Annotated in this window: 20 protein-coding genes; 7 read left to right on the top strand and 13 right to left on the bottom strand. The window is 64.7% G+C overall.

The annotated features are described in order from the left end of the window. Positions 1-84: 84 nt before the first annotated feature. Positions 85-1,581, bottom strand: coding sequence for a YifB family Mg chelatase-like AAA ATPase (locus CW305_RS12740; RefSeq protein ID WP_023444606.1), 1,497 nt, complete (start codon positions 1,579-1,581; stop codon positions 85-87). Positions 1,582-1,618: 37 nt separating this feature from the next. After that, positions 1,619-1,879, bottom strand: a complete 261-nt coding sequence (locus CW305_RS12735; RefSeq protein ID WP_104098056.1) for an accessory factor UbiK family protein — start codon at positions 1,877-1,879, stop codon at positions 1,619-1,621. Between the two features lie 398 nt (positions 1,880-2,277). On the opposite strand from CW305_RS12735, the gene glnK reads away from it, so the two are divergent. The 5 genes from glnK to sutA all read left to right on the top strand — a co-directional run bounded on the left by glnK (position 2,278) and on the right by sutA (position 6,281). Continuing rightward, the gene (glnK, locus tag CW305_RS12730) at positions 2,278-2,616 is read left to right on the top strand and encodes a P-II family nitrogen regulator (RefSeq protein WP_003096476.1); all 339 of its coding nucleotides are present in this window, start codon (positions 2,278-2,280) and stop codon (positions 2,614-2,616) included. Positions 2,617-2,654: 38 nt separating this feature from the next. Next, complete coding sequence (locus tag CW305_RS12725; RefSeq protein ID WP_041754605.1) at positions 2,655-3,971, top strand: ammonium transporter; 1,317 nt, start codon at positions 2,655-2,657, stop codon at positions 3,969-3,971. Positions 3,972-4,094: 123 nt separating this feature from the next. Next, positions 4,095-5,345 carry an ammonium transporter gene (locus CW305_RS12720; RefSeq protein WP_014821768.1) on the top strand — a complete coding sequence of 417 codons (1,251 nt, stop codon included), beginning with the start codon at positions 4,095-4,097 and terminating at the stop codon, positions 5,343-5,345. A 102-nt stretch (positions 5,346-5,447) separates the two neighbouring features. Continuing rightward, complete coding sequence (locus tag CW305_RS12715; RefSeq protein WP_042927471.1) at positions 5,448-5,873, top strand: secondary thiamine-phosphate synthase enzyme YjbQ; 426 nt, start codon at positions 5,448-5,450, stop codon at positions 5,871-5,873. Between the two features lie 78 nt (positions 5,874-5,951). Beyond that, positions 5,952-6,281, top strand: coding sequence for a transcriptional regulator SutA (gene sutA, locus CW305_RS12710; protein ID WP_003283413.1), 330 nt, complete (start codon positions 5,952-5,954; stop codon positions 6,279-6,281). 71 nt (positions 6,282-6,352) lie between these two features. On the opposite strand, the gene CW305_RS12705 is transcribed toward sutA, so the two are convergent. From CW305_RS12705 to lptM, 6 genes are all read right to left on the bottom strand, one after another. After that, positions 6,353-7,054 (bottom strand): HAD family hydrolase, encoded by a 702-nt coding sequence (locus CW305_RS12705; RefSeq protein WP_104098055.1) that lies wholly within the window; start codon positions 7,052-7,054, stop codon positions 6,353-6,355. Continuing rightward, the gene (xerC, locus tag CW305_RS12700; protein ID WP_044315197.1) at positions 7,051-7,950 is read right to left on the bottom strand and encodes a tyrosine recombinase XerC; all 900 of its coding nucleotides are present in this window, start codon (positions 7,948-7,950) and stop codon (positions 7,051-7,053) included. The genes CW305_RS12705 and xerC overlap by 4 nt, the downstream gene beginning before the upstream one ends. Positions 7,951-8,016: 66 nt before the next feature. Beyond that, on the bottom strand, positions 8,017-8,712 hold the full coding sequence (locus CW305_RS12695) for a DUF484 family protein (protein ID WP_003283418.1): 696 nt from the start codon (positions 8,710-8,712) through the stop codon (positions 8,017-8,019). After that, positions 8,709-9,539, bottom strand: a complete 831-nt coding sequence (dapF, locus tag CW305_RS12690) for a diaminopimelate epimerase (RefSeq protein ID WP_104098054.1) — start codon at positions 9,537-9,539, stop codon at positions 8,709-8,711. Before dapF ends, CW305_RS12695 begins: the two co-directional genes overlap by 4 nt. Before the next feature lie 10 nt (positions 9,540-9,549). Further along, positions 9,550-10,797, bottom strand: a complete 1,248-nt coding sequence (gene lysA / locus CW305_RS12685) for a diaminopimelate decarboxylase (protein ID WP_104098053.1) — start codon at positions 10,795-10,797, stop codon at positions 9,550-9,552. Between the two features lie 12 nt (positions 10,798-10,809). After that, positions 10,810-10,950, bottom strand: coding sequence for an LPS translocon maturation chaperone LptM (gene lptM, locus CW305_RS12680; protein WP_014821761.1), 141 nt, complete (start codon positions 10,948-10,950; stop codon positions 10,810-10,812). Between the two features lie 189 nt (positions 10,951-11,139). Between lptM and cyaY the strand changes: the two genes are divergently transcribed. Together cyaY and rnk are read left to right on the top strand one after the other, a co-directional pair. Continuing rightward, complete coding sequence (gene cyaY, locus CW305_RS12675) at positions 11,140-11,472, top strand: iron donor protein CyaY (protein WP_003301128.1); 333 nt, start codon at positions 11,140-11,142, stop codon at positions 11,470-11,472. A 160-nt stretch (positions 11,473-11,632) separates the two neighbouring features. Beyond that, positions 11,633-12,037 carry a nucleoside diphosphate kinase regulator gene (gene rnk / locus CW305_RS12670; protein ID WP_014821760.1) on the top strand — a complete coding sequence of 135 codons (405 nt, stop codon included), beginning with the start codon at positions 11,633-11,635 and terminating at the stop codon, positions 12,035-12,037. Positions 12,038-12,212: 175 nt separating this feature from the next. Here the strand turns inward: rnk and CW305_RS12665 are convergent, their stop codons facing one another. The 5 genes from CW305_RS12665 to CW305_RS12645 form a co-directional block, all read right to left on the bottom strand. Beyond that, on the bottom strand, positions 12,213-15,035 hold the full coding sequence (locus CW305_RS12665; protein WP_104098052.1) for a class I adenylate cyclase: 2,823 nt from the start codon (positions 15,033-15,035) through the stop codon (positions 12,213-12,215). Positions 15,036-15,186: 151 nt separating this feature from the next. After that, the gene (locus CW305_RS12660; protein ID WP_014821758.1) at positions 15,187-15,432 is read right to left on the bottom strand and encodes a TIGR02647 family protein; all 246 of its coding nucleotides are present in this window, start codon (positions 15,430-15,432) and stop codon (positions 15,187-15,189) included. A gap of 78 nt (positions 15,433-15,510) precedes the next feature. Beyond that, positions 15,511-15,954, bottom strand: a complete 444-nt coding sequence (locus CW305_RS12655; protein ID WP_080902106.1) for a hypothetical protein — start codon at positions 15,952-15,954, stop codon at positions 15,511-15,513. Between the two features lie 73 nt (positions 15,955-16,027). Then, complete coding sequence (locus tag CW305_RS12650) at positions 16,028-16,555, bottom strand: hypothetical protein (RefSeq protein ID WP_031297359.1); 528 nt, start codon at positions 16,553-16,555, stop codon at positions 16,028-16,030. 93 nt (positions 16,556-16,648) lie between these two features. After that, the gene (locus CW305_RS12645; RefSeq protein WP_044315193.1) at positions 16,649-17,797 is read right to left on the bottom strand and encodes an NnrS family protein; all 1,149 of its coding nucleotides are present in this window, start codon (positions 17,795-17,797) and stop codon (positions 16,649-16,651) included. Positions 17,798-17,831 lie beyond the last annotated feature (34 nt).

Raw genomic sequence — 17,831 nt, 5'->3', positions numbered from 1 at the left:
AGCCATCCAACTTAACACAGACCGCAAAGGATGCCCGTTGTCCGCCGCTGATCGATGCGACCCGAAGCCCGTGCTAGAGCAGGCTCAGCCTTGACTGCCGGGCCGGTACTGCAGGGCTTCGGCGAGGTGCTGGCGGCTGATTCGCTCGGCCTGTTCCAGATCGGCGAGGGTGCGCGCCACCTTGAGCAGGCGGTGCGCGGCGCGCAGCGACAGCGCCAGGCGTTCGCAGGCGCGCTCCAGCCAGGCCTGATCCTCGGTGCCGAGCTGGCAATGGCTGCGCAATCCGGCGAGGTCGAGAAAGGCGTTGGCGCAGCCCTGACGGGCGAGTTGCAGCTGCCGCGCCTGGGCTACCTGGGCGGCGAGCACGGCACTGCTCTGGCCCGTCTGCAGCGGCGCGTTGAGGGCCGTCGCCTCGCGCGCCACGGTCAAATGCAGGTCGATGCGGTCGAGCAGCGGGCCGGAGAGCTTGTTGCGATAGCGCTGGATCTGGTCCGGCGTGCAGCGGCAGCGCCCGTTGGGATCACCGAGGTAGCCACAGGGGCAGGGATTCATCGCCGCCACCAGCTGGAAACGCGCCGGAAAACGCACCTTGTCGCGGGCCCGAGCGATGACGATACGCCCCGACTCCAGTGGCTCACGCAAGACCTCGAGCACCTTGCGGTCGAATTCCGGCAGCTCGTCGAGAAACAGCACGCCCTGATGCGCCAGGGTGATCTCCCCCGGCTGCGGACGACTGCCGCCACCGACCAGCGCCGGGCCGGATGCACTGTGATGGGGCTGCCGAAAGGGCCGTTGCGGCCAATGCTCGAGAGGGCTGTGGCTGGCCACCGAATGGATGGCGGCCACTTCCAGCGCCTCCTGTTCGTCCAGCGGCGGCAAGAGACCGGGCAGGCGGCTGGCCAGCAGCGTCTTGCCGGTGCCTGGCGGGCCGGAAAACAGCAGGTTGTGCGCGCCAGCCGCGGCGATCAGTAGCCCGCGCTTGGCCGCCTGCTGACCTTGCACGTCGGCCAGGTCGGGGTAAGGCTGAATCTGTCGTAGCAGGCCCTGGGCCACATAGGGTTCGAGCGGCGTGATGCCGTTGAAGTGCGCAGCGACCTCGAGCAAGTGCTCGGCGGCATAGACGGTGAGCCCCGAGGCCAGGCTGGCTTCCTCGGCGTTGGCCCGTGGCACCAGCAGCGCGCGCCCTGCCGCTCGAGCGGCGAGGGCAGCCGGCAGGACTCCCTGGACCGGGCGCAAGGCGCCGGACAGTGCCAGTTCGCCGAGGCATTCCAGGTTGTCGAGCCGCTCGGCCGGCAGCTGACCGCTGGCGGCGAGGATGCCCAGGGCAATGGACAGGTCGAAGCGGCCGCCGTCCTTTGGCAGGTCGGCGGGGGCGAGGTTGAGGGTGATGCGTCGAGCGGGAAAATCGAAGCCGGAGGTGAGAATGGCGCTGCGCACGCGATCCTTGCTTTCCTTGACCGCGGTTTCCGGCAGGCCGACCAGGGTCAGTGCCGGCAGGCCGTTGGCCAGATGTGCTTCGACGGTCACTGACGGCGCTTCGACGCCAATCTGCGCGCGGCTATGAACTATGGCCAGGGACATCCGATCACTCCTTTGATCGTGTCGCCGGCCCGGTCTGTCAGGACGCGGGCGGCGTGAGCTTTTCTTCCAGTTCGGCAACCTTGGCTTCGAGCGCCTCCAGGCGCGCGCGGGTGCGGGCTAGCACCACCATCTGGCTGTCGAATTCGTCGCGGCTGACCACGTCGAGCTTGTTCAGTGCGCCCTGGACCACACCCTTGACCTGGGCTTCGAACTCGCCACGCGGCAGCGGCGTCTCGCCGTTGAACAGGCGCGAGGCCTGGGAGCCGATGGCATCTAGGAAAGCTTTTGGCGGCAACATTGAAAACACCTGTCGTTGAACGGGGCGCAGTGTAGCACGGGCTTTTTCCGGTCTTTCTCAGGTGGCGTGCACAAAAAATGAGCAGCTGCTGGTGCATGCTCGCACCAATATTGTGCGTGTTCTGGCCGCTACCGTCCGTCGGGCATCCATTCCATCCGTGCGCACCCCGTAAAAACGGGCATTGCGTAAAGCTGGCACTGATTCTGCTTTGTCCCCAGCGACGCATGCACCAACGGGTTGCGGTGCATCGGTGATTCGCGACGCTTTGTCGGAGAGGTTGGTGGTGTCGGACTGCGGACCGGCTACAGCCGGAGCGTTACAAGAGCCAGACACTGAGCTTAGACTTGAGCCGGGTTCGTACTTCTGGGGCAAGTCCACCTAAAACGGGAGAAGTTTTCATGAAACTAGTCACTGCCATCATCAAGCCGTTCAAGCTGGACGACGTGCGCGAGTCGCTGTCGGAAATTGGCGTACAGGGCATCACCGTAACCGAAGTCAAAGGCTTCGGTCGTCAGAAGGGCCACACCGAGCTGTATCGCGGTGCCGAATACGTCGTCGACTTCCTGCCGAAGGTAAAGATCGACGTGGCCATCGCTGACGATCAGCTCGATCGCGTCATCGAGGCCATCACCAAGGCGGCCAACACCGGCAAGATCGGCGACGGCAAGATCTTCGTGGTCAACCTGGAACAGGCCATCCGCATCCGTACCGGCGAAACCGATACCGACGCGATTTAAGCAGCACCTCCGAACCCCCACGCCCCAGGAGTAAAACCATGACTCTGCGAAAATTCGCAGGGCTAGGAGCCCTTTTGTCTCTGATAAGTCCAGGCCTGGCCCTGGCGCAGGAGGCAACGCTGGATTCAGGCGACACGGCATGGATGCTGACGGCCACTGCGCTGGTGCTGTTCATGACCATCCCTGGGCTGGCGCTGTTCTACGGCGGCATGGTCCGCTCGAAGAACATTCTCTCGGTGATGATGCAGTGCTTTGCGGTCACCGGCCTGATGAGCATCCTCTGGATGGTCTACGGCTACAGCCTCGCGTTCGACACCACCGGTATGGAAGCTGGGGTCACCAACTTCAATTCCTTCGTCGGTGGCCTGGACCGTGCCTTCCTCAGCGGTCTGACGCCCGACAGCCTGGTCGGCGCCTTCCCTGAAAGCGTCTTCATCACCTTCCAGATGACCTTCGCCATCATCACCCCGGCGCTCATCGTCGGCGCCTTCGCCGAACGCATGAAGTTCTCCGCGATGCTGGTGTTCATGGGCGTCTGGTTCACCCTGGTCTACGCGCCGATCGCGCACATGGTCTGGGGCGGCGACGGCGGCCTGATGTGGGATTGGGGCGTGCTCGATTTCGCTGGCGGCACCGTGGTGCACATCAACGCCGGTATCGCCGGCCTGGTGGCCTGCCTGGTGCTGGGCAAGCGCAAGGGCTATCCGACCACGCCGATGGCGCCGCACAACCTGGGCCTGACCCTGGTCGGTGCCGCAATGCTCTGGGTCGGCTGGTTCGGCTTCAATGCGGGCTCGGCCATCGCCGCCAACGGTACGGCCGGCATGGCCATGCTGGTCACGCAGATCGCAACTGCCGCTGCGGCGCTGGGCTGGATGTTCGCCGAGTGGATCGGCCACGGCAAACCCAGCGCGCTGGGCATCGCCTCCGGCGTGGTTGCCGGTCTGGTCGCCATCACACCGGCTGCCGGTACCGTCGGCCCGATGGGCGCTCTGGTCATCGGCCTGGTATCCGGAGTGGTCTGCTTCTTCTGCGCCACCAGCCTGAAACGCAAGCTCGGCTACGACGATTCGCTGGACGCCTTCGGTGTGCACGGCATCGGCGGCATCGTCGGTGCGTTGCTCACCGGCATCTTCGCGGCACCTATGCTGGGTGGCTTCGGCGAAGTGGAGAACATCGGCCTGCAGCTGTGGATTCAGTTCAAGGGCGTGCTGTTCACCGTGGTGTACACCGGCATCGTCACCTACCTGATCCTCAAGGCGATCGATCTGGTGATGGGCCTGCGGGTGAACGAGGAGCAGGAGACCATCGGCCTCGACCTCAGCCTGCATAACGAGCGTGGCTACAACCTGTAATCCATTCAGGGCACCCCGGAGCCAACCCCGGGGCCAATCCGAAAAGCGGCACCGGCCATCGACGCGGCATGCGATGGCCTGTGGACCGAACAGCGCACAAAGCGCGACAGCAAGAGGTGAAACATGGATAGCACTGCATTGATACCCGTCCAGTACGGACTCGATACCTTCTACTTCGTGATCTGCGGAGCGCTGGTGATGTGGATGGCGGCAGGTTTCGCCATGCTCGAAGCCGGTCTGGTCCGGGCGAAGAACACCGCCGAGATCCTCACCAAGAACATCGTGCTCTACGCGCTGGCGTCGATCATGTATCTGCTGGTCGGCTACTACATCATGTATTCAAGCCCGGACGGCGGCATCCTGCCGAGCCTGGGCTTCCTGATCGGAGACGAGAACGCCGTCGACGTGGTCGCCGCCGGTGGTGAGGACGCGCCTTACTACTCCGCGCGTGCCGACTTCTTCTTCCAGATCGTGTTCGCCGCGACCTGCATGTCGGTGGTTTCCGGTGCGGTGGCCGAACGCATGAAGCTGTGGGCGTTCATCGCCTTCGCCGTGGTGATGACCGGCTTCATCTACCCGGTTCAGGGCTTCTGGAAGTGGGGCGGTGGTTTCCTCGATGCGGCGGGTTTCCTCGACTTCGCCGGCTCGGGCATCGTACACATGGCCGGTGCGGCGGCTGCTCTGGCGGGTGTGCTGCTGCTCGGTCCGCGTAAGGGCAAGTACGGTGCGAACGGTCAGATCAACGCCATCCCCGGTGCCAACATGCCGCTGGCGACCCTCGGTGCCTTCATCCTGTGGATGGGCTGGTTCGGCTTCAACGGTGGCTCGCAGCTGAAGATGAGCACCATCGAAGACGCCAATGCCGTCGCTCAGGTCTTCGTCAACACCAACATGGGCGCTGCAGGCGGCCTGATCGCCGCGCTGATCACCGCGCGTCTGCTGTTCGGCAAGTCCGACCTGACCATGGTGCTCAACGGCGCGCTGGCCGGCCTGGTGGCGATCACTGCCGAACCGCTGACCCCGAGCGCTCTGCAGGCGACCCTGATCGGCGGCGTGGGTGGTGTGCTGGTGGTGTTCAGCATCCTTGGCCTGGACAAGCTCAAGCTCGATGACCCGGTCGGTGCCATCTCCGTGCACGGTGTTGCCGGCATGTGGGGCCTGCTGGCCGTGCCGCTGACCAACGCCGATGCCACCTTCGGTGCCCAGCTGCTGGGTCTGGTGTCGATCTTCCTCTGGGTGTTCATCGCCAGCCTGATCGTCTGGGGCATCATCAAGGCGGTGATGGGCCTGCGTGTCAGCGAGGAAGAGGAATACGAGGGCGTGGACGTCGTCGAGTGCGGTCTGGAAGCCTATCCGGAGTTCACTCGCCAGTAACGATTCGCTGGTTCATGACAAGGGCGCCTTTTGGCGCCCTTTGTTTTTTTTGGCGCCACGCTAGAATGCGCGCGACCAGCCGTTGAACATGAGTCTTCGAACATGTGGCAACAGACCCTGATCACCTTGCGCGCGCGGGCACGCGGCTTTCATCTCGTCACCGATGAGCTGCTCGACGCACTGCCGGAACTGCGGCAATGCCGGGTCGGTCTGTTACACCTGTGGCTGCGGCATACCTCGGCCTCGCTGACGATCAACGAGAATGCCGATGCAGCGGTTCGGCGAGATTTCGAGCGCTTCTTCAATCGCCTGGTGCCGCAGGGTGAGGGAGGCTACGAGCACGACTACGAAGGGCCGGACGATCTGCCGGCGCATTTCAAGGCCAGCCTGCTCGGCTGCCAGTTGAGCCTGCCGGTCAGCGATGGGGGTCTGGCACTCGGTACCTGGCAGGGCATCTATCTCGGAGAGCACCGCGACCAGGGTGGCGCGCGGCAGATTGTGGCAACGCTGCACGGGACGGCAAGTTGAATTTTTTTTGGCGGTGTCGGTCTTTCCGCATCGCTGGGCTATAACTTACTCCGCTTTGGCAAGGCCATGAGGTTGAACATGAGCGACGAAGAACTAGAACAAGACGATCTGGACGTTAGCGACGAGGAGGAAGGGGAAGAGCTGAACGCTGCCGATGATGGCGACGACAGTCTCGACGACGAAGGGACCGACAGCGAGCGCGCTACGCCGGCCAAGAAGGCCAAGGCGAAGGCCGTGGAACCGGACGAACTGCCGAGCCTGGAAGCCAAGCAGAAAGAGCGCGATGCACTGGCGCGGGCCATGGAAGAATTTCTCGCGCGTGGCGGCCAAGTGCAGGAAGTCGAGCCCAATGTGGTCGCCGACCCGCCGAAGAAGCCGGATAGCAAGTACGGTAGTCGCCCTATCTGAGCACCAAAAAGAATTGCGCAAAAGCCCGCCTCCAAGGCGGGCTTTTGCGCATCTGGCGTCTGGCTTCTCGCTCAGTCGCCGCGCCAGCCGAGCAGCAGCTTGGGCAATTCGGCCAGGCTCTGGATTTGCGCATCGGGATGGTAATCGTGCGGCCAGGCGGCGCGCTTGGGGTTGAACCAGATCGCTCGCATGCCCGCCTGTTGCGCGCCGGCGATGTCATCCAGCGCGTGGTCGCCGACGTGCACGGCCTGTTCCGGGCGCGCAGCGCCCAGGCGCAGGGCTTGCTGGAACGGATGCGGGTCGGGCTTGCCGACGCCCAGCTCCTCGGCGCACAGAGTGAACTGGAAATAGTCGGCCAAGCCCAGGCGGCGCACGTCGGCATTGCCGTTGGTGATCACGCCGAGGGTGTAGTGATTGGCGAGAAATTCCAGGGTCGGTTGCACGTCCGGGAAAATCTGCACCTCATGGCGCGCGTCGAGAAATACCTGGAAGGCCCGTTCGGCCAGTTCTCCCGCTTCGTCGGCGGGATAGCCGGCATCGTGCAGCGCGTGCTGCAGGATGCGCCGGCGCAGCTCGCTGATACGGTGGCGCAGCGCCGAGTCCTGCTCCACCAGCATGCGGCGGATCGCGCCGAGGGCTTCGACGGGAAATTCGCCCAGGCGCGGTGCATGCACGCCGAGCCAGTCGCGCAGGGCAGTCTCGGCGCTCTGGATGGCCGGAGTGGTTTCCCAGAAGGTATCGTCCAGGTCGAAGGTGATCAGGCGAATGCTCATGTGTCGGTATCCTGCTTGCGCTTGGCGCGCGGATGCGCCTGATCGTAGACCTTGGCAAGGTGCTGAAAGTCCAGATGGGTGTAGATCTGCGTGGTGCCGATGTCGGCATGGCCGAGCAGCTCCTGCACCGAGCGCAGGTCCTGCGACGACTCCAGCAGATGGCTGGCGAAGCTGTGGCGCAACATGTGTGGATGCAGGTGCTGGCCGAGCTCGCGCACGCCGGCCTGGCGCACTCGCACTTGCACGGCCCGCGCGCCGAGACGGCGACCCTGCTGGCCGATGAATACCGCGCCATCGGCCGGGTTGGCCAGCGCACGTACAGGCAACCAGGCCTGCAACGCCTCGCGCGCCTTGCGCCCTACCGGCAGCTCGCGCACCTTGTTGCCCTTGCCGAGCACTCGCACCATGCCCGCGGGCAGGTCGAGCTGGTCGAGGTTCAGGCCGACCAGTTCCGAAAGCCGAAGGCCGGATGAATAGAACAGCTCGAGCATCGCCTGATCGCGCAGGCCGATGAAATCGTCCTCGACGCCACCATCGAGCAGCTGCATGGCGCGATCGGTATCCAGCAGCTTCGGAAGACGTCGTTCACCTTTCGGCGCGGACAGGCCGGTAGCCGGATCGTGCTGACAGAGGCCTTCCTGATTCAGGTAGCGGTAGAGGCCGCGCACCGATGAGAGCAGGCGCGCCACGCTGCGACTGGACTGGCCCTGGCGATGCAGCGCGCCGACCAGTTGGCGCAGGTGTCGGCCTTGCAGTGCACTCCACTCGGCGATGTTTTCGCGCTCGCAGTAAGTCAGCAGCTTGTTCAGGTCGCGGCGGTAGCCGTCCAGCGAGTGGCCCGACAGCTGCCGGGCGCTGCGCAGGTGTTCGAAGTAGGCGTCGAGTTCGTTCTGCATGAGCAGGCTCCAGCCTCAGGCCGCGAGCGGGCGCGTGTGGTGCGTGGCGTTGGTCGGCAATTGCGCTCAGCGTACCGAGCGCAGCGGCGTACCGAAGCGCGGCAGCACGCGGGTCAGCACTTCGGCGATATAACCGAGGAACAGCGTGCCCAGCGAGCTCTTGTAGTGCTGTGGATCCGGGCTGCCGATCGCCAGCACGCCGAGCTGATTGTTCAGGCTGACTACCGCTGCGGAGCCCACGCTGCCGCTGTCTTCGGCGCCAAACAGAAAGCTCAGCTCGTGCGGACGGAGTACGCCGCAGATGGTCTTGCCGCCGTCGAGCAGCCCACCGATGCTCTGCTGCGCCTCGCCAGTGCTGACGCAGCGGCCCACCGGCAGTGTCGCGTCGCTGAAGAGGATCAGGCTGACGTAGGGCACCTGGAATTCGTGGCGCAGGCTGTCTTCCACCGCGCTGACCACTTCTTCCAGGCTGCTGGCGTCGAGCAGGTCGAGCACCAGGCGGCGGGTCTTGTCGAACAGACGGTCGTTGTCGCGCGCCACGTCCATCAGTTGCGACAGGCGATGGCGCATCTCGATGTTGCGCTCACGCAGCAGCTTGACCTGACGCTCCACCAGCGACACCGCGGTGCCCGGCTGATGGGGAATGCGCAGCTCAGGGATCAGCTCGTCGTGGTCGACGAAGAATTCCGGGTGGGCGCGCAGGTAGGCGGCGACTGCTTCGGCGTCGGGTAGCGGGGTGCTGCCCTGAGTCTGGTCGGTCATAGGCGAACCTGTCCTTCAAATACACGAACGGCGGGGCCGGTCATCATAACCGGCTGCCCGGGACCTGCCCATTCGATGGACAGGCGGCCACCCGGCAGCTCAATCTGCACCGGCGAATCCATCCAGCCCTGGCGTATTGCCGCGACCGCAGCCGCGCAGGCGCCGGTACCGCAGGCCTGGGTTTCCCCGGCGCCGCGTTCCCACACGCGCAGCCGTGCATGGCGGCGATCGACGACCTGCAGGAAGCCGACATTGACCCGCTGCGCAAAGCGCGGGTGATGTTCGATCTTCGGTCCGAGTTCATGCACAGGTGCCTGCTCGACGCTGTCGACGCGCAGCACCGCATGGGGGTTGCCCATGGACACGGCGGCCAACTCGACGCGCTGGCCATCGACTTCGAGCGGATAGCTCAGGGCTTCCTGGTCGGCCTGGAACGGAATCTCGGACGGCACCAGTCGCGGCGGACCCATGTCGACGCGGATCTGCCCATCGGGACGGATATCCAGCTCGATGATGCCGCCCTTGGTTTCGACCTTGATCTTGCGTTTCACGGTCAGGCGCTTGTCGATCACGAAGCGGGCGAAGCAGCGCGCGCCGTTGCCGCACTGCTCCACTTCCGAACCGTCGGAATTGAAGATGCGGTAGCGGAAATCCACGTCCGGGTTCTGCGGCGGCTCGACGATCAGCAGCTGATCGAAACCGACTCCGGTGTGGCGATCGCCCCACTGCTTGGCGTGCTTGGGCTGAATGTGCGCGTGCTGGCTGACCAGGTCGATGACCATGAAGTCGTTGCCCAGACCGTGCATCTTGGTAAAGCGCAGAAGCATGATCTTGGCCTCAAGTGGGCAGCAGGCTTTCGCCGGCGTATAGCTCCTGAACGCTCTCGCGACGGCGCACTTCGAAGGCCTGGTCACCGTCCACCAGCACCTCGGCGGCGCGGCCGCGGGTGTTGTAGTTGGAGCTCATGACGAAGCCGTAGGCACCGGCCGAACACACCGCCAGCAGGTCGCCCTCGACCAGCGCCAGCTCACGATCCTTGGCGAGGAAGTCGCCGGTCTCGCAGATCGGTCCGACGATGTCGTAGCGACGCGTATCGCCTTCGTGCGGCTGCACCGCGACCACGTTCATCCAGGCCTGGTACAGCGCCGGGCGGATCAGGTCGTTCATCGCCGCATCGACGATGGCGAAATCCTTGTGCGCGGTGTGCTTGAGGTATTCCACGCGGGTCAGCAGCACGCCGGCGTTGGCGACGATGGAGCGGCCCGGCTCGAACACCAGCGCCAGCCCGCGGCCTTCGATGCGCTGGCGCACGGCCTGGATGTAGTCGCCGGCCAGCGGTGGCTGCTCGTCGCGGTAACGCACACCGAGGCCGCCACCGAGGTCAAGGTGACGAATCTGGATGCCGCGTGCGGCGAGGCGCTCGGTCAGTGCGAGCAGGCGGTCGAGCGCATCGAGGAAAGGCGGCAGGCTGGTCAGCTGCGAACCGATATGGCAGTCGACACCGACCACTTCCAGGTTCGGCAGCTCGGCGGCACGGGCGTAGACCGCCTCGGCATTGTCGATATCGATGCCGAACTTGTTCTCTTTGAGACCTGTGGAAATGTACGGGTGGGTGCCGGCATCGACGTCCGGATTGACCCGTAGCGACACCGGCGCCTTTTTGCCGAGCTCGGCGGCGACCTGCTGCAGGCGCTCCAGCTCATCGGTGGATTCCACGTTGAAGCAGTGCACGCCGACTTCCAGCGCCCGGCGCATGTCGTCACGGGTCTTGCCGACGCCAGAGAAGACGATACGCTCCGGCTGTCCGCCGGCGGCCAGTACGCGCTCCAGCTCACCGCGCGAGACGATGTCGAAGCCGGCACCGAGACGTGCCAGGACGTTCAGCACGCCCAGGTTCGAATTGGCTTTGACGGCGAAGCAGACCAGATGCGGCATGCCATCCAGCGCATCGGCATAGGCCCGGTACTGGGCTTCGATGTGCGCGCGGGAATAGACGTAGGTCGGGGTGCCGAAGCGTTGCGCAAGTGCGGGCAGTGCCACGCCTTCCGCGAAGAGTTGACCGTCGCGGTACGAGAAGGCCTCCATGAACAGCCTCCTTTAGAGTTCGAAACGGTCTTTGGAACGTTCTTTGACGGTTTTCTCGTCATCCGGCAGGTACAGCGGACCTTTCTGGCCACAACCGCTGAGCGCGGCGGCGAAGACGGCGAGTGCGATGAAGGGAAGCAGAAGGCGCTTCATGGGGACTGGAATCCTTGAAAAATCTAATCGCCTGAGTATACCCAGCACCCGGCGGATTGCCTATGCGAGCAGCACGTCACACGGCGGCCGTGCTGGCGGGCGGCTCGCTTGATCCGGCTGCGCCCTGCTAAGCTCGCTGCCATCGCATGCGGCCCGCGTCGCGTGCAGAACAATTCGAGGAAGTGTTGCATGAGCCTGAGCGAAGCCCGTTATCACGATCTGGTCGATGCTGTGCAGGAGAGCGTCGAGGACGTATTCGATGACACCAGTCTGGACGTCGACCTGGAGAACTCCGGTGGTGTGCTGACAGTGCGCTTCGATAACGGCAGTCAGCTGATCCTCAGCCGCCAGCCCGCGTTGCGCCAGCTGTGGGTCGCGGCGCGCTCCGGCGGCTTTCATTTCGACTACGACGAGGGCAGCCAGCTGTGGCTGTGCGATGCAAGCGGCGAGCGCCTCGGAGAGCTGCTCTCGCGGGTGACGCTGGAGCAGGGCGGCGAAGCGCTGGAATTCGAGGATATCTGACGCAATCTGCGTGCAGCCCCCGCGAGCCGGGCGCTGCCGGTGGGGCCCTTGCTTATTCGGGCTGCTGTGATAGTGTCTTCGCAGGTCAACAAAACCCCGCCTTCGGGCGGGGTTTTGCTTTTTTCGTGTTTTATTTTTTCGCAGGAGCTTGCCAGAACCCATGACCAGTGCACCGCCGATCATCCTTACCCAACTCGATCTGCAGCGCCTTGAGCGGCTGCTCGACAGTCTGGACGACTACGGTCCGGCCGCCGAAGCGCTCGAGCAGGAACTGTCGCGGGCGCAGATCGTGGAACGCAGCGAGATGCCTGCGGGCGTCGTGACCATGAATTCGCGCGTGCACTGCCGCGACGAAGGCACGGGCAAGGATTACCACCTGACGCTGGTCTATCCCCACGACGCCGGCAAGGAAGGCACCGTGTCCGTCCTCGCACCGGTCGGTACGGCGCTGCTGGGCATGAGTGTCGGCCAGCACATCGACTGGCCGACTCCATCCGGCAAGATGATCAAGCTCACCCTGCTCGCGATCGAATACCAGCCCGAAGCGGCAGGCGATCCGTTCTGACGGGCGACGCTTGCGAGATGATCAGCCTGGCCGCCGCTGCGATCGGGCTGGTAGCAGCTTTCCGCAGCTCTGCCTTTGTTGGCGCGAAAAGCGTTGGATAGCCGCTGCGCAATGCAGCTGGTTCGTCAGGCCGGAACCTCGTCGAGACGCTGACTGAAGCCCCGTCAGCGCCCTCTTATGACTCCATTGCCGCGTTCAGCGCCGCCTCCAGGCGCGCCTTGTAGCGCAGGTACTGCACAGTCTGGCTGCGTCCGCTGCCGTGCAGGCCGGTGAGGTCGAGGTCGGTGATGTAGCAGGGGTAGCGTTCACCGTTGCGGCGCCGGGAAATGATCGTGCGTGTCACGGCGGCGAACAGCTCTGCACCGTATTCCAGGCCGGAAAACTCCTGATGGTTACAGTACAGGGTGACCTGCGAGCGACCGTTTTCGCCCGCTTCGACGATCGCCTGCACGTCGTAGAACGGATCGTTGACCTCGCCCTGGGGCGCCGGTCTTCGTTCCAGTTGTGCCGGTCGCGCGTCTTGTCCGGGTTGAATGCGGTAGAAGAGGATCGCCGGGTCGACCAGCTCCTGGCTTTGGCCGGGCTGCTGCGCGTTACGTCGATACAGCATCGACTCGAGAAAGCGCATCAGCGGGCGCAGCAGGGTGCGCTCGTCGCGATAGGGCAGCTGCTGGCGCCAGAGGGCGTTGCATTCATCGAGTACGCTGAGTTCGGCGATTTCTCCGGCCGTGCGGTAGAACACCTGCAGGCATCCCGGGCGGCCTTGCGCAAGAATCAGCGCCAGATCGTCACCGTCCAGCGCCGCACGATCGAGCCGGAGCGGGCTGTAGGCGTGGTGAGCCTCGCCAAGGTGTTCGAGCAGTGCGGCGCGATCGCTCAGGTGGGTGAGACTCAGCGCGTTCGCCTCGCGCTGCAGCATGTGGAAATGCTGGCGAACCTGAAGCAGGTAGCGTCCATGAGCGACGCTGGCAAGGCTCTGGCGGGCATCCTCGAATATCTGCTCGACTCGCCGCGCGATGGCCTGTCCGCGATTGCGGGCGAAGCAGAAGACCTGCAGTTGCGGTGCCTGCACGACCCGCTCGAGGCTATCCAGATAATCGCGCAGGCACAGCGGCAGCGCCTTCGGCCCTTCGTAGCGGGTCACCAGCATCTCGTTCCAGCTGTTGAGCGTGACCTGATCCACGCTCAGCACCAGGCTTTCCGGCGCCGCGTTCAGCATCGACTGCTCGCCGATGGCAGATGCTGTCGGGGCTTGCTGGGTGGGGTCCAGGCCGATGTTGATCAGCAGCAGAACCCGGCTGGGTTTGCTCGCGGCCAGTAGCGCTTCTTCGTCCACCGGGCCTAGCGGCATCGGCAGCGCACGGCGCAGGTCGCTGAACAGGGCGAACAGTTCCGCTTCGCTCAGGCCGCTGTCGCCAGGGAACAGGGACAGGTGGGTGCTGACATCCACCACGCCGTTGCGGTGACACCAGGCCAGCAGCGCGACCAGCTCGCGAGAGCGCTTCAATGGGGCGAAATTGCTCAGTTCCGGCGCGGTGAGCTGGCCCTGATAGAGCGACCAGCGCACGTCGCCCGCAGCGTCGTAATCGTGCACCAGGGTCAGGCTGTGTTCAGCCATATCCGGCGAGATACCAAGATTGACCACCTCGACCTTGCCGGCCTTGCGTTCGATCGCTGCGTACAGGCGACGACCCAGCACGCCGAGGTCGCGACTGGTGAGCGGGCTGGTGGCCTGAAGGCGTCGGGTGAAGTCGCTGAGAAAGCGATAGCCGTAGGTCAGTTCGTTGACTAGCACGCGACGTTCCTGGCTGACCTGCCGCACTTTCCAGTGGCCACGGTTGTCGAGCAGTGCGAACTGCCGCTCGTCCCAATGCCAGTCGTGGGTCAGCCGCTCGAGCAGGCTGCGCTGCCAGCTCTTGTTGCGGTTGACCGGCGGCCGGCTCAGCGGTCGATTGATCTTCAGGTACAGGCAGCGCCGCGCCAGCTCCAGGCGTTCGTGGTCGCCGCGCGCGCCGAGGTAACGCTCGATGGCAAGGTAGGCGGCGATATACGGGTCGAGCTCGTTCAGTTCGATCCGCCCTTGATAGATGGCCTGTTTGAAGTCCAGCGCCAGGCAGCGCAGCTGCGGATACTGGCTGGCATACACCTCCACCAGCAGCAGCTTGAACAGCGATTTGTAGGGCGAGGCTATGGCCTTGTAGAGCTGCCAGAGTCCGGCGCCGACGAACTCGCCGGGCGGCACCTGGCCCAGGTGGCCGAGGTCGAGCACTTCGTCTGCGCGCACGAAACGCTTGGCCAGCAGCGTCGCCACATATTCGTCGTAGCGGTGCTCCTCGTAGTCCGGCACCAGCCACCAGAGCGGGATTCGCCCGCCGAGCCAGAGTGCCGTGCGGTAGAACTCGTCGAGCAGCAGGTAGTGCTGGGTGGTGCCGCAGTCATCGGAGGTCAACCTGGCTTCGCGCTGACCCTGATTGAAGCGCTGCGGATCGACCAGAAAGAAGTGCGCTTCGCTGCCCTGGCTCGCTGCCCAGGCTTGCAGCAGTTCGCACTTGCGGCGCAGTTCCTCGATCTGGTCGGCGTCCAGGGCGGGGTCGTGGCAGACCCACACGTCCAGATCGCTGTGCTCGTCCTGCGCCACGGTGCCGAGGCTGCCCATGAGGAACAGGCCGAGTATCGGCTGCGGCAGTTTTCCGCGGGCCGGCTTGTAGGCGAACGAGCGGCTCAGGCGCTGTGCTTCGGCGAGCTGTTCGGCGTCCGGCACGAAGTGCGCGAGTCCGGCAGGGGTAGTCGCCGAGACATAGCCGGGGAGAATCGGATGGTTGACGTGAAACAGCAGCGGCAGCAGCTTCAGCACCTGCTGCTGGCGCGTCGACATGGCCTGCAGGGCCCGCTCCAGGCGTGCCGAGTTGACCGCGAGAAAGCGCGCGCGCAGCGTGGTCAGCACCTTGCGGTCGATGCCTTCTTCGAGAATCGGGTGGATGTGCTGGGTGCGGGTCATTGTGGTTCGTGCAGGCGAGGCTAACCCCTGTTCATCGGCCAATCGGCGTGCGGCTTGAGGCGCGGCGCAAGTTTGCCTGCAGTGAGCGACCAACGGCCAGGGCCGGCGTCATCCGTGCCCTGGACTGGTGAAGCGGAACGGCATGGCGATGTCAGGCCGTGACGGTTTCCGAGAGGATGGTATGCAGCGTTTGCGCCTGTTCGGCCGCGTCGCGGCCAAGGCTGGTGAGGTAACCGCCGTCGGCCTGGGTGATCAGGCCCTTGGCGTGGAGGCGGCCAAAAGCGGCGATGGTGGCGGGGCTGGCTTCGTGATGCACCTTCAGCCCTTCCTGCAGATTTTCCAGATTGAACTGTCGGAGTACGTCCAGTTCAGCAACCAGCTCAGGGGTGTACGACATGCTCGCTCCTCGGATGGTGGGCTCATGCCCTGTTTGCTGAGTGTAGATGCTGTCGGTGGCCCTGCCTTGATCCAGATCCTATTCGGATGCTTCCGGCAGTTCCGGCAGCTTGCGCAGCATGGCCTCGTAGGCGGCACCGTCGAAAGGGCGGTCCTCGCTGAGCATCGTGCGGATCTCATGGGCCAGGACCAGCGCCATCATCTGCAGGCATTCGTCCCGCTCGTAGCCGACCAGGGTGAGCTTGTTAAGCGTGGCCTGGGTAGCCGCGGGCTCGCCGGCTTCAAGTTGGTTCTCGATCGCCTGGATCAGGATCGACTCGGCGAAGGCTTCATCTTCATCGTTACTGGGGTTTTCTTGCGCCATGGCGGGGGTCTCGTCGAGCGGTGCCGGGTTTTCTTCGTCCAGCTGGCATATCGTGCAGCTGCCGTCATCCGGGCGGTTGGTTTCGACGTAGCGTACCCGGCGTTGGGCGGCCTGGCGATCAGCATCGACGCGATAGCGGGGGCGGTCTGAATCGGACATGGGGTTCCTCCATACGGATGCGTCCAGCTAAGCATCTGCTGCCGCGTGGGGCAATGCGGCGGTGTGCGGTGCGTCAGTCCATCAGGCTCAGGGCCAGGCAGAGCAGGCCGAATGCGCTCCAGACCAGCGAGAAGATGATCGGCGTGCGCAGCGAGAACAGCAGGGTGCGCTTGTAGCGAGGCCCGCCGACTGGGCTGCTGCCTTCGCCGAACAGCGCCGATTCGTTGTTCGGCAGCATACCGACGCGGCCTTCGAGCTGCAGCAGTTCGGACTGTTTCTGATGCCAGCGCTCGATGACGTCGAAATTGGACTTGATACCGGGCATCGCGTGCAGCGATGTGATCAGGCCGAGCACCGAGAGAATCGCCGGCACCACCAGGCGGAACAGCTCGCCCCACTCAGGGTTGCTGTTGGCCATCGACGAGGCGAAGGCAATCATCAGGAACGACTGCGACGACAGGTAGGCGCTGGTGCGTTCGGCCAGCAGGGAAGATTCGAAATGGATTTCGGAGCGGTAGAAGATCAGGCGTTCCTTGGGCGAGTCGAAGAGCTCGGCGCCCTGGGTGTCCTGATTCAGCAGCAGGGTGCGCAGATCGGTCATGCAGGCCTCGGCGAATGCGACGGCGGACATGGGAGGAATCGCCGGCGGTTGCATGTAGGTCAAGCGTAATGCGCGAGAGTTCCGGTCGATGACTCAGTGGTCAGCGTTGCCGCGAGGGCTGTCCGCGTGCGCGTCGCGACAACGCCAGAGCAGCAAGGTCAGCGCCATAAAGGCCAGCGACCAGCAACCGGCGGCGAGCAGCAGCCAGGCCGGGTGAGGCTGACTCAGCAGGGCGGGCAGCACGCGAGCCAGCGCCGCCAGGCTGATCAGCAACGCCACGCCCTGTATCCAGGGCTGCGCCGCGGGATCGCGGAAACGGTAGATCAGCCGCGTGCGGGCCATGACTGCGAAAGTCAGGCTGCCCAGCGCGCCGACGGTCAAGGCGTGCAGCGTTGCGTTCAATGGCAGCGCCGGTAGCAGCGTACCCAGGCCAAGCAATAGCAGGCCAATGGCGAGCCAGGCATAGCCGAGCAGCAGCGTCAGCAACTCGGGCCTTGCGCAGCGCCAGGGTTGCCAGCGCAGCAGGCGGATGGTCGTGAGTACGGCAGCGGCGACCAGTACGGCGCCGGTCAGGTGCCGAATGAGCGGCCAGGGCAGAAGATTCAGCAGCAGAGCGAGGCCGAGCAGGATCAGCACGGCGCCTTCGATCTGCGGCTGCACCCGCGCATCCAGTCGCCATCCCCGGCTCTGCGCGTAACCGGCGATGGCTGGCGCGATGATCCGTCCGCCCATGAAGAACATCAGGGTGGCGAGCAATAGCAGCGCCTCCTCCAGCATGAGGCGGTCGTAGCCAGCGCCAAAGCCGCCGCTGGCGATGGCGCTGAGCAGACTCAGCCCGGCGACCACGGGTGCGACGCTCTGGTTACGCCATTTCTTCGCGGCGCCGAGAAAGCGCGGCAACACTTTCCAGGCAAGGCCGGTGGCAAAGGCGGCGGCGCAGATCAGTGCCAGCCACGAGCCCGGCCACAGCAGGAAGCTCAGTCGTGCCAGCGCCCAGCAGCCGAGCAGCGTCAGGGTAAAGCGCAGTCGCTGCGGGCCGAGCAGGTAGCCGGCGATCACCGCCAGGGCGAAGCCGAAGAGCATTTCGTGGGCGTGACCGGCGGATGTGGCGAGCCCGGGCAACGCGGGAAGCAGGCCAAGTAGTGCCAGTACCGAATACGGCAGAATCAGTGCCGCGTAGAGCGCGGCAGCCGGGAAGAACCAGGCATTGGCAAAGGGCAGGCGCGCTTTTCGCGGCGGCATCGCGGCGGGTGGCGCAGGCGAGCTGGAACGATTG

Origin of the sequence: Stutzerimonas kunmingensis (genome assembly GCF_002929225.1) — a bacterium.
Taxonomy (GTDB): Bacteria; Pseudomonadota; Gammaproteobacteria; order Pseudomonadales; family Pseudomonadaceae; genus Stutzerimonas.
The sequence above is the reverse complement of the archived record's forward strand: the minus strand, read 5'-3'. Positions and strand labels throughout refer to the sequence as shown.